7 protein-coding genes are annotated in these 12381 nt (G+C 37.0%); 2 read left to right on the top strand and 5 right to left on the bottom strand.

Features of this window, described 5'->3' with window-relative positions; genetic code table 11:
• Positions 1 to 16: 16 nt before the first annotated feature.
• From VB711_RS12465 to VB711_RS12450, 4 genes are all read right to left on the bottom strand, one after another.
• Complete coding sequence (locus tag VB711_RS12465) at positions 17 to 1099, bottom strand: hypothetical protein (protein WP_323286371.1); 1083 nt, start codon at positions 1097 to 1099, stop codon at positions 17 to 19.
• 84 nt (positions 1100 to 1183) lie between these two features.
• Positions 1184 to 4147, bottom strand: coding sequence for a molecular chaperone (locus VB711_RS12460; protein WP_323286370.1), 2964 nt, complete (start codon positions 4145 to 4147; stop codon positions 1184 to 1186).
• Positions 4148 to 4393: 246 nt separating this feature from the next.
• Entirely contained in the window at positions 4394 to 6958 is a 2565-nt protein-coding gene (locus tag VB711_RS12455; RefSeq protein ID WP_323286369.1) for a proteasome protein, read from the bottom strand.
• Between the two features lie 746 nt (positions 6959 to 7704).
• Positions 7705 to 8544, bottom strand: a complete 840-nt coding sequence (locus tag VB711_RS12450; RefSeq protein ID WP_323286368.1) for a DUF2887 domain-containing protein — start codon at positions 8542 to 8544, stop codon at positions 7705 to 7707.
• A 355-nt stretch (positions 8545 to 8899) separates the two neighbouring features.
• Between VB711_RS12450 and VB711_RS12445 the strand changes: the two genes are divergently transcribed.
• Together VB711_RS12445 and VB711_RS12440 are read left to right on the top strand one after the other, a co-directional pair.
• Positions 8900 to 9463: a hypothetical protein gene (locus VB711_RS12445; RefSeq protein ID WP_323286367.1), complete on the top strand. Its 564-nt coding sequence runs from the start codon at positions 8900 to 8902 to the stop codon at positions 9461 to 9463.
• Between the two features lie 96 nt (positions 9464 to 9559).
• Entirely contained in the window at positions 9560 to 9931 is a 372-nt protein-coding gene (locus VB711_RS12440; protein ID WP_323286365.1) for a zinc ribbon domain-containing protein, read from the top strand.
• A 77-nt stretch (positions 9932 to 10008) separates the two neighbouring features.
• Here VB711_RS12440 and VB711_RS12435 read toward each other — a convergent pair whose 3' ends face one another.
• Positions 10009 to 12171 (bottom strand): tetratricopeptide repeat protein, encoded by a 2163-nt coding sequence (locus VB711_RS12435; protein ID WP_323286363.1) that lies wholly within the window; start codon positions 12169 to 12171, stop codon positions 10009 to 10011.
• Positions 12172 to 12381 lie beyond the last annotated feature (210 nt).

The raw sequence follows: 12381 nt of genomic DNA, 5'->3' as shown, positions 1-12381 counted from the left end.
ATTGTTGAATGTATTTTCACCTTGATGAACGAAATATTACTCTTCCGGGAATTTCTTCCTGGTTAATTCTTGCATACATTCGTAAACAAGTTAACACTTCCCCTGGTGTACCTCCACAGTCTAGTTGGAGATCATCTTTGGAAAAGGCGCAAATATCGGCATAAATTCCTGATAAACTCTTAATTCTGATATCGTAACCTGCTTGAATTGCCCTTTCTACAACTTTTTTTAAATTGCGCCGAGATTCTTGTTGTAGCTTTCCCCACCAGGAATAACGCTCGGCTGGAGGGACAAATACTAAGGAATGAATGGCTTCATCTATGTCAAGCCAAGCACGTACAATTAGAGATAAATCAGTATTTTCCTCGGCTTTTTTTGTACGTTGAAAGCGATCGCTCAAAGCTTCAATATACTGGTATTTCTGTTCTGGTTTGGTATGTAAAGAAACTACATCAAAGCTAAATACACTCTTGAAAGCGTGATGTAATTCTGGTTCTATCTCAATAATTTTAGTATATAAAGCTATGAATCCAGCTAGTAAATTTAGCTCTCCAGTAGGATGATTTTGACCAATTGCTGTATTTAAAAATGCTGGACGCGATAAACATAATCCCCTCGCTGTCACACTTCCCTGTAATCCAGAATAAATTACTTCATCCCTCACAAAAGGTAATTGGTAAAGATGGCTATTGTTTTCTACAGCACCTATCTGTCGCGCCATTTCCCCAGCCCGTTGTCGCCAAGATGTGGCTAAATCTTCTGGAAGTCGTAGCAATTTACACTGAATTTCGTTCCATAAATCAGCATCAGTTTGACTTTTAAGTGAAGAGTTACCTAAATATAAATTCAGTTCTGGATCAGTATTAAATGCGTCTCGCAAATTTATTAATTTAAATTCGCTATTAATTTCAACTTTTGGTGGAGGTTGTAATAATTGCAGGATTTCTTTTCGGATTTCATCACATATTTGAATACCGGGATCTTGTGGGTATTCTTGTTGGGCTTGATCTAAAATCGTCTCTAATCCGTGAAGACTAAATCGCAATACTTTGGCTAGTTCTGAGTTTTCTATTTCTAGTAATTGATGTAGATGTTCCATGATGGGAAAGGGGAAAATAATGTTTAGGACGGGTAAGATGCCCATCCCACAATAGTTTAATTAAATCGAAATATGCAATTTTGTCTAATGAATACCGCAAAAAGGATCGCGTTCTTTGTCAACTTCGTTAGGTTGTAATTCTAAGTCGGTTCGATAAACATATCCTTCTTGTTGGAGACATTCTTGATTATTTGATGTCCAGTAGGGAACTTCGCCGGCGTGCATTCTTAACATCCCTTGATCATCCAAAGTTACACGATATTGACAAGGATAATCTGTGCTGATTCCTGGTTTATTCAGTTCACCTATGCGTATCCATTTTTTAGTGTTGGTTTCACTATCTGTTTGATAAATATAAAAGGTGTGTTGACTACTTTGAGGAAAGGGAGGTAAGGGGTTACTAATTAATCCGTTTCCTGGTGGTTGGTTGATACCATCTTGCAAATAATGAAACTTTTGCAGAGATTTACTTTCATTTTGATCAATTGCAAAAACTAAATGATAAGCATCTGGTTGATCAACGGTGGCTGATTCTAAAACATTGATGGCTATATCACCATCACGCAATTGATTATTAGGACGTTCCACTGCAACATTCCACTTTAATAAACCATCGGTAAATAATGTTGATGATTCTGAAAACTGGGAAATAATTTCTTTGATGTTAATGCCAGAAACATCTATTAAATAATGGGGATTTCCTTGACACAATAATACATTAAATTGGAGAGTCTGATCAATTTCAAATTGAAGTTTAATTTTTCTTAAAAACTCTGATTCTTCCATTTTGAGTTTCATCATCAATCTTTTACCATCAAAGCTACCCCATAACCTTAAATCTCCATCTTCGTAATCTTGACGATAGATAATGTTAGTTAATTGTATCCCTTGCCAATGGGTACGGACTTTGGCTACTGTTTCCCAATCTGCGAGTTGGTAAAGTTCTTGTCCGGCTTTGAAAATGGGTAAAAGTTCGTTGCTTTGGGTTTTGCGTTTGAAGTTGCAAGGTAGATAATAAAATAGGTTTTTGACATCTATTTCTAGTTGATTTGCACCTTTACGCAGCAAGGTTTTTGATTCTTCTGGATCAAATCTTAAACGACGGAGTTTTTCGGCGTAGCAAGCACCAGCAGAAGTGGCAAGTTTAGTAAATTCTAAAACAAATGTAATTCGTTCTGGATTCCAAACAAAATAGGGAGATTGGCTAAATTCTTGATAAATTTGTTGTTGTACTAGGTCGAGATTACAGGTTTTACCAGAGAGGATTAACCAATCTACTTTTTGGTTATTTTCAGCATCTAAACGACTTTCCATTAGTCCTTTGGCAATGCCAATTGCTTCTTTAATGGTGGAAATTGCAGCCGTTTCAAATTGCTGGCTGTTTAGGGTAACAGAAATTGTTTCAGAACTTCTAAATAAAAATTTAACTCCACTTTGGGCTAGTAATTCGCCAATTTGTTGTTCAGAAATTGTAAATTCGGTGGTGGGTTTTTGCCCTAATTTGAGTTTAGCTACTTCGGCATGATCCCAAAGGGTGTAAAATGTTTGTAAGCGTTGGGGTGCTTGTTGCCAACGGGTAGGTAATACTTTTTCTGCTGTATCTAGGGCATCTTTAAAGGCTACATCTCCTTCAGGGTTTTCTTTATCAACACATTTTAATAAGCTGCCAGTTTTAAATTTACCTTGTTCTAAAAAACGTTCGTTTAATTCGGAGTTGATTAGGTCTTCTAATTTTTCGCTTTCGATATCACCTGTATTAATTGCTGTTAGTAAAAAATCAGCGATCGCTACTTTTAATAACCGAAAAACTCGCAAGGTAATTAATTCGCCACCCAATTGTAAATGACCAGAAGAACCTAACAGTTTTGGTGTTAATTTATAGTATCTTCCACCTAATCCCCGATCTTCATGATTTTCAAACAAAGGGGTTTTATCTTCTAAAGTTAGTTCAATTAAGGCTAAGTCTGTAGTTCCACCACCAACATCTAAAACCAATACATTTTGTGACCATTTATGGCCATGTTGACGACAGCGAGTTTTAAAAGATTCAATCCCAATATTCAAATTACCGCCAAATTCTCGCCATAAAAAGAATATCGCTACAGAAACGGCTTCATCATAAGCAGTTTGAACGTCATCAACTCCCAATTCTTCTACCAGTTTTTTAACTTCTTTGCGAACTACTGGAGGTGCTACTGTGGGATAGGTGACTACTGCTGTTAAAAATTCACCTTCAGAAAATCTGCGTCTAGAACGTTGACGATAATCTTCTGTTAATTCAATTAAATGCGCCCAAGCTGCTTGAATTAATTCATTAACTGGGACGTTTTTTTCTTCCCCATTTATAATTACTGGAAAGGAACGATCTTGACCAAAGTAACGTTTAGGAGAATGATGAAATCTGCTGATAATTTCTTTGACAGAAGTAACTGTACCCTGGGCGATCGCTTTTTTCCGATTATCCCTAGCTTCTCTCCCTAATTGCAGTTTTAATGGCGTTAATTCTGAGATTTCCATTTCACTGGGAATTTCTGTATCTCTTCTGTCGATATCTAACACCACAGGAATTAAATTTTGAGATTCTAAAGTGGGAACTCGGAACACTTCATGATATATCTGATAAAGTTTTTTGCTAACAGCACGGCGAAATCTATCACTATTTCCTAAGCATAATTCTATTTGGCGAATTGCTTCTAGAAATTGTTTTTTATCATCATTTTCAAATACCTCTTTTAACTGATTAGGTTCTATTTCTAGGCTTTTGCTAATATCAGCAATAAATTTTTCCCAATCGCTGGAAGGTACATCTGGTAAGGCTTCTGATGCGGGTAAACTTAACCACTCCGCCAAGCGATCGCGCAATCTTAATTCCTGTTCTCGTGGTAAAATTTCGGCTATTGGTACTTCCATTGGATCAAATAGTGTGACTGTGGAATTAGATGTACCAAAGTCTACAGCCAGCCAACCAGGAAATCTTTTTTGTTGTCTTTCTGTTATTTGTTGATCGCTTAAATTATGGAAGTAGTTGTTAATTGGAAAAGTGTTCATTATTACAGTATCCTTTGTTTGTTGAATGGGAGGTTATTTTAATCACGCACTGTACAAATTAATCATGTTAATCATGATCTGCTTTCACCAAAATAGCTTGTTTCAGGTGACGACTAATTATATTTTTACCGATAAACTAGCCGTGGGGTAGGGGTTTAGCAGTGCTAAACCCCTACGATCAATATGGTTTTCCCGCTATACATATTTAAGATTTTCTGTCAATGCGTAAGTCCTAACAGCTTAACTTTAGGACGGGAAGGATGTATCAGTATCACCTTCATTAATCGCTGCTAAATCAGCTAAAATTTGTAACCAGGTGGGAATTGCTAACTCTCGTGGTGAGTCACCAGCCGCAATATATCTGAGTAGTTCTTCTTTTTTAGATAGGTTTTGTAAACTGGGAATAATTTGATCTAAAATTCCATTTAGTTCTGTATTGACTTGCTGGTTCACTTCACTAACATACTGGACAAGATGCAGACTTGCGCTAGTAGTAATTTCATCTCGCAAACGTAAAACAAAAAGTTGATGACTTCCTGTTTTAGCTGAATTTGGGTTTCTTTCTGGCGACCAATCAAATATTTGTCCAACGTGATGTTTTTCATCTCGTCGCGCTAGAGGAAAGATCGTTTCTGGAGATATTGATTGTTCGTTGTTACTGATTTCTCCCACAATTGCTTCTTTCCATTTCTGCGGGTCGCATCCTAAGAACAGTTTATAGAATAAATCTGCTGCTTCTACACCAAATTTTTCTTCTATTTGTTGTTCCATTTCTGGATGGATAATTGCTTGTAAATGTTCCCGTTCTGAGGTTATTTGATTGGCTAATTTACTTAATAAGTCTACCACGGCTTGACGCAAGCGATCGCGCGCAAATTCTTCTACTTCTCGCACGGTCTTTTCAAACTCTGGATAAAAGTCATCACTCTTGGTTGGTAAGGAACTGTTACCCCTATTTCCTCGGTCAAATAATTTCCCGGCTGCACCTTTGGTTTCTGCTAAGGTAATTGTCCCATTTTGGGCTTTATTAAATAGTAATGTCCACTGACTCCAATTCAAAATTCTCAAGGTTAATTCATCTTTAATCACATCACTGACAATAATTCCCCGTCTGTCTTTGAGTGGTTCTTTTCCTAAATCTTTTTGAAAGTTTCTATAGGTTTTATCCAAACTTTCTAAAGCTAAAGACAATTCAATCAAAGCCGGACTTTCTACGGTGGGGATACCTTGTTCATGAATTTGTTCTACAATTTCTTTTAGTTGTTCTTGTTGTTGACGCAATCCATCTGCTGCCCGTTTTGTATCTTCATGTAACTGTCTTAATCCGTGGTTAGCAACATGGGTTTGAATCAACTCTCGCAGTTTACTAATACCTCCATCTTGGGCGAAATAACCTAATTGTCTACCTAGTTGATTGCGTCCATCAAAGAATAATAAGCGTTCACTCAATCGTTCCCATTTCTGTTGTAATCGCTTTGAACGATCTAGATATTCAGGATAATCTAAATTAGCAAGAAATTCTTCAGAACCAGCCTTAACTGTAGTAGAACGTTTAGCTAATTCTGCTAAACCCAATAAAGGGGATAATAAAACAATTCTATCTTTTTGAGTAGTAAAAGCTTCCGCCCCATCAATGATAGTTTCCAGAACTTTGATTCTGTCAAATACCATTTCTGTTTGTACAGGTTGAGGGTTAGGAATTTCTTGAATTAGTAGATCTAATTCTCTTTCTCCACCCTCACTTTCTAAAGGTAGTTGATCAAATCTTCCCACACCGACCAGAATCAGATCCTTGAGGTCTTGTCCTGGTCGTTGTTGCTGCATCATCGTGAAGATTTTGTTAGCGCGATCGCTCCCTGGTGATTTACCATTAAGTAACACTAAAATTGTCTGCACCTGCGCCAATTCTCGCAAAGATAAAAAGGTATCCCTAGCGCCAGAATTAGCCGCCCCCAAACCAGGGAAATCCAACAACACAAACTCCGAAGCCCCAGATATATCCCAAATTTCCCGTGATATTTTTACCTCAATATCCACACGACGAATTAAAGGAAAGCTATTTTGTAATAACTTACTTTGTAAAAATTGGGGTGGACTAGGTAAGCGGATATGCGCTGGTGGTAAATCATCAAAGTTGAGAACTTGGACAGCCATCGGCATTTGTGCTAGTTGCAATCCTTCATGGGCTGTGATACTATCAATCTGGTAAGACCTACCGCAAAGTGCTTCACCATAAGCCTGATAAGCCCGCAAAAATAACACCAACTCCCGCAATAAATACCGTAATTCTAAATTATTAGAACTCTTCCAAGCCTCTTCACACCAACCAGTAATATCTTTTCCGGTTTTAATTTTAGAAATTGTTAAAGGTGTAATTCCTGCTGCTGTAGCCCTTTGAATTGCTTCCCCCAACATGAAGTGTAAACACTCGTTTACCCCTTCATGGGACAGATACTCAATGGCGTAATTATCCACTTGGGTAGTGACAAAACCATCTTGGGGTTTGAGGTGAATAGCGGTGACATTTCCTGTGGTGGGGTTCTCGTTCACCGGTAAAGCATCTGCATAACCAATTAAAGCACCAAGCAGCAAAGTTTTACCGCTACTAAATTCTCCCATTACGCCGATTTTCACGGGAGAGGTAGCCAATTCTACTGTTTTCTCAGCCGCTTCCCGTAAACGCACTAAACAATCATCTAGACTAGCGGGAACCCAATCTTCCTGTTGGGAAGGGTGTTCAGGTACTGAGTCAATTTTTCTGAGAATAAATTCGCCGTACTCTTTAAACCTGGCCAGGTTGTCTGGTTCCATAGAGTAGTTTCCTGTTTTAGTTAAATTGCTGTCCGCTTTATAACACAAAAGGGGCAAAAAATGACTTATTCATGCAACAAGAAGGGAAGGGAAGAAAGATTTTTTTATCTTTGCTTGTAACCGAGTATACTCAATATGATAAAAAAATTAAATTTTTCAAAAATACTTAATCCTTTGACAGAATAGAATAGAGGTTTAACAATTGATAGAATCTATTATATTTTGTAGGGTGCGTCAGACCCGATAATTTAGAATATGACAGATTTTCTCTATCTGACGCACCGCACCAATAAAGTAAGTTGCTAGTTAGATACAATAAGGTGCGTCATAAACTTAAAATCACTGATTTCAGCCTAAATTATTCTGTCTGACGCACCCTACAGTCCACTTTGACAGGATAAAATAGAGGTTTAACATTACGCTTAACCACTACCCACGGTTCAATTTTTTGTAATTTCTAAAAGTTTTAGGAATTACGCATTGATAGAATCTATTATCTTTTGTAGGGTGCGTCAGACCCAATAATTTAGAATATGACAGATTTTCTCTATCTGACGCACCGCACTAATAACGTAAGTTGCTAGTTAGATACAATAAGGTGCGTCATAAACTTAAAATCACTGATTTCAGCCTAAATTATTCTGTCTGACGCACCCTACAGGCTAATATCGCATGACAAAAGACTGAAACTGCATTTTTTGGAGTGCGCTATCCCGTGGGTAATTCCTGGTATAGCTAATCCTGCTTTATATTTGTTGCTGATTGTGCTGTAACCAGTTTTCTAAATCCCCAAGCACGGAAAAGTCTAATAAATCCTCAGCAAGTGTCTCTGTTTGTTCTCTGGTTAACTGCTGGATTTGTGGTAATAAAACATCAGGGACTTTTCTAAACCGTCGTTTTAATTGTCGGATAACAAGCATTTTCTCTGCTTCTTCCTTCCATTCTCTCACAGCCCTTGGTTCTTCTGTTATCGGTTCTAACATGGCTTCTATTTCCTCTCTACTGAGTTTGGTAAGTCTGTAAACAATGATTGTGGTTACTAAATCTATTATCGCTTGTTTATCTAGGTTGTCTATCTCCGTATCTCTGGCTTTTGCTATCAAAAATTTTGCGGCTTCTACTGCTTTGGTTTTGGGAGTAGTCGTCAACAACATTAACCCTATTCCTAAAGGTTGTGTTTTTAAGTCCCCTAATTCATTCAGATATATTCTTTTGACTTTGTAACTGTCTATCAATACATCATGAATTAAGTAATTAGATGGTTCTAAACTACGAGAAGGGAAAATTAATACTCCAAACCAGTTATCATAACGAACTTTATGACGATAAAGAAATGTCATCAGTTCAGTAAAAAACCGATGATACAAGTCTTCGTCTTCTTGAAATTGTACTTCAGCAAAAAAGGCTATTTTCGGGTTAGCATGATCAGGTGGTAGAAATACTCCATCAATTCTAAATGCTGTTTCTTTGACTTCTATGGAATCAAATTGATATTTTTCTGCTTCTAGTGGTTTTTGATCTACCAGTTCAAATAATAAACTAGGAAATTGCTTAAATAATTTGTAGAAAATCGAATCACGTCGCATAATTTACTTTTTTTAGGAGTTACGCATTAACAAAATCTATTACATAAGGATGATGGATTTTATCTATTGTAGGGTGCGTCAGACCCAATAATTTAGCAAACAATAGATTTTTTCTATCTGACGCACCGCACTAATTTAGATGAAGTCAGATGCGTCAGAATCTTAAAATTAGTGATTTTAGCCTAAATTATTCTGTCTGAAGCACCCTACAGATTTTTATGTATTATTTGCTAGGATCAAAGGTTTTACTTAAATTGATTTAGTAATTTAAATTACTTGCAGTTCTACTGATAACTGATACTGGGAACTCTATTTTCAAACCCCCGTCAGTATTCATGTTATCAGAGGTTTTAGCATGAACAAGAACCATTTTTTATCCATAGCTATTTTGAGTGCAGCAGGAGTGATTTCTTACTCTTCCCCAGTGTTGGCTGATGAAATTACTTGCCGCAGTACATTAGGATCTATTACAGTTGATAATGTTCGAGTACCTAGTGGTGCTACTTGTATTTTATCTCAAACAAAAGTTAAGGGCAATATAAAGGTAGAATCTAATGCAACACTCAGAGCCAGTAAAGTAAATGTAAATGGTAACATTCAGGCTGAGTATGCAAAAAATGTGGTTGTTGATTCTAGCTCGGTGATTGGTGGTAATATCGAAATTGACGAATCAGAAGCAGCAACTATTGTCAATTCCCGAATTAATGAAGACCTAGAATTTGATGAAAATTCTGCTAATTTAGTCGCAAGGGGCAATACCATTGGTGGTAATTTGGAGGCTTTTAAAAATACAGGAGGACTTGCCATTATTAATAATAGAATTAATGGTAATCTGCAATGTAAAGAAAATCGTACTGCACCAAGAGGAAGAGGTAATATTGTCAAAGGGAATAAAGAAGATCAGTGTTCCCGACTATAGTTATAAGTAAGTTCTTCAAAGTTTGAAGCATACTGCATATTTTTTCTATACAGTGGCTAAAATTGAAATGTTAACTCACTTAACTCTATCCATATTTTGGCTACTGTATCCTGTTCTCGTTGTCATCAAAAAATTGATAGTCAAGCTATCATCTGTCCCCATTGTCGCTTAACTCTAAAAGCCTACGGTCATCCTGGCATTCCTTTACACCGTGCTACAGGAGATAATTATCTTTGTCCTAGTTGTATCTATCATGTTGATGATAGTTGTAATTTTCCCCAACGACCTGATGCTAAAGATTGTACTCTCTATGTAAGTCTGGAAGATCAGAAATTAGAGTTGGAAGCGGAACGTAATTCATCACGCTTGAGTACAAGTTGGAAAAGGTTGCTAATTCGTTATCAGTTTTTGATCTTGATTTTAGCTTTATTGTTGGTTTGTTTTTTGATTGCTTTGTTAAGTTATTAATCTTTTTTTCACGCAGAGGCAAGCCAGTGCGTTGGGCGGGTTCCCCGACTTGTAGCAACTGGCGCGCGGAGAGTGGTTTATTGTATTAGTTGCTGGAAGCGTGGATCATTGGTAATGTCGTCAAAGTCTATGTCTGTTACTGCTTCTTCTCGATATTTGGGGTTGAGTTGAATTGCTGTTTGTAGGTTTTCTACTGCTAGTTCGACTCGTCTTTGTAGTGCATAACAGGCGGCTTTGTTGTAGTAGGCTATGCTATAATCTGGATCTAGTTCTAGTGCTTGGTCGAAATTAGCGATCGCTTCGTCGTCTCTTCCCAATCTCACTAGGGTATAACCCCGTTTATTCAAGGCTTTGGGGGAATCGGGTTGGAATTTTAATACTTGATCAAAGGCTGCGATCGCTTCGTCATACTGTTCTAATTCTATCAGAGAAAGTCCACAATTTAACCATGCTACGTGATCTTCTGGTTGAATTTTAACGGCTTGCTGAAAACAGTTAAATGCTTCTTCATGTTTTCCCAAGTTCCCAAAGGCTACACCTTGATCACACCATGCTTGATGGTAGTCTGGCTTGATTTTAAGCGCTTTTTTGTAGATAGCGATCGCTTCTTCATAGCGTTTTAATCTACTCATCACTATACCACATTTCAACCAAATTACAGGATCATCACGCTGGATTTTTATGGCTTGTTGATATGCTACTAAAGCATCTGCATAAAGTTTTTCAGCAAAAAGTCTATCTCCTTCTTGAATTTGATCATCAGCATTCACTTTTGGTATTTCTTCTGGGCTAGGTTTCAAAGTATGATCAGCCAATTTCTGTAAAATTGAATCTTTCCGTTGTTGTGCATCTAATTGTAGTTCGGAAAGTTGATTAACAAACTCAGTTTCTAATTTTTCTATTTTATCTAAAATCAACATTTTTTGTTGTTCAGCATTTTCTTGTAATTCAGAAAATTGAGATACAAACTCTAATCCAGATTTTTCTAAGTTTTCCAAAAGTAGCTGTTGACGTTGTTGAAATTCCAACTCGAATCCTGATTGTAAATCTAGCAAACTTGCCAAAATATTATCTTTTTGGGTTTGAACATCTCCTTGAAAACAAGATAATTGAGTTATAAAGTCTAACTGAAGTTTAGCTAAATCTGCCAAATTATCATCTTTTCGTTGTTGAACTTCAGAACGTAATTCAATCAATTGAGATGTAAACTCACTACGAGATTCTTCAATAATTGCTAAATTATTATCTTTTTGTTTTTGAACTTCAACTAATTGAGATGTCAACTCAGCCACGGATTGTTCGATAATTGCCAAATTATCATCTTTTCGTTGTTGAACTTCAACCAATTTAGACGTAAATTCAGCACTGGATTTTTCTAAATCTGCCAAATGATGATCTTTCTGCTGTTCAACTTCAGAGCGCATTTCCAGCAATTGCAATGTAAATTCAGTTAGGGATTTCTCGATAATTCCTAAATCATGATCTTTGCGTTGTTGAATACCAGAACGCATTTCAACCAATTGGGCTGTAAATTCAGCCAGGGAATTTTCTATATTAGCACCAGCAATATCTTTTTGGTTTTGAATATTTGAATGCAATTCACTTAACTGCAAAACCAGATCATCGGTTATTTTTTGGAAATTATCAAAAATTCTATTTCTCTGATTTTTAGAATCCAAATCCAATTCAGATTCTAATTTATTAAGATTTTGTTTAACAGACTGGATTTCTGTTTCTAATGTAATTAAAAATTGTTGTTTTACCTGAGCAACTTCAGATAATAAACCAGCTATATTTTCTTGTTCACCAATTATATTTTGCCTCAAAGCCTCAGCTTGTAACACTAATTCATCATTAATAATTCTTGCTTCTTCCTTCACACTCGTTAACTGATTTCGTAATTCTTCCATTCCCCCCAACTGGTTTATAGCCCGATCAACAATTTCTCGAATTGCGGCTTTTCGTAATAGCCATAAAGAAGCGATAACAGCCACAGGAAATAAACTCAATATAGTTAACCAAACATTTAAGAGAGTAGTTGTCTGGTTAAAATTTGCTTCCATTTGCCTTTCTGCACGAAGTCGCGTCAATTCCTCCCGTTCCTGATTGGATATAATCTGAGTGGGGGTAACGGTAGTCGTAGGTTGTCCATAGACAAAACCAGCCCACAGCAGCAACGGTGAAAGTAAAACTGCACCTTTCCCCGCCAAAGTTAAGACTAATTGGTTTTTGTTCTGCATGACAACCTTCCTCGTCCGTTGGTTAATTTTTCAAGTGGAGTGCTTATATCCAATCTACAGAAGATATTCTAAATATAGCGGTTTTTAGTTGGATGAAATACATCATAGCCTCGTCCTCCCTTGCAATCATCTATGTATGGTAAAAAGATGAAATACATCATAGCCCCCTCCTCGCTTGCGGGGAGGGGGTTGGGGGTGGGGTTCTCAAAC

The organism is Cronbergia sp. UHCC 0137 (genome assembly GCF_034932285.1).
Taxonomy (GTDB): domain Bacteria; phylum Cyanobacteriota; class Cyanobacteriia; order Cyanobacteriales; family Nostocaceae; genus Cronbergia.
The sequence above is the reverse complement of the archived record's forward strand: the minus strand, read 5'-3'. Positions and strand labels throughout refer to the sequence as shown.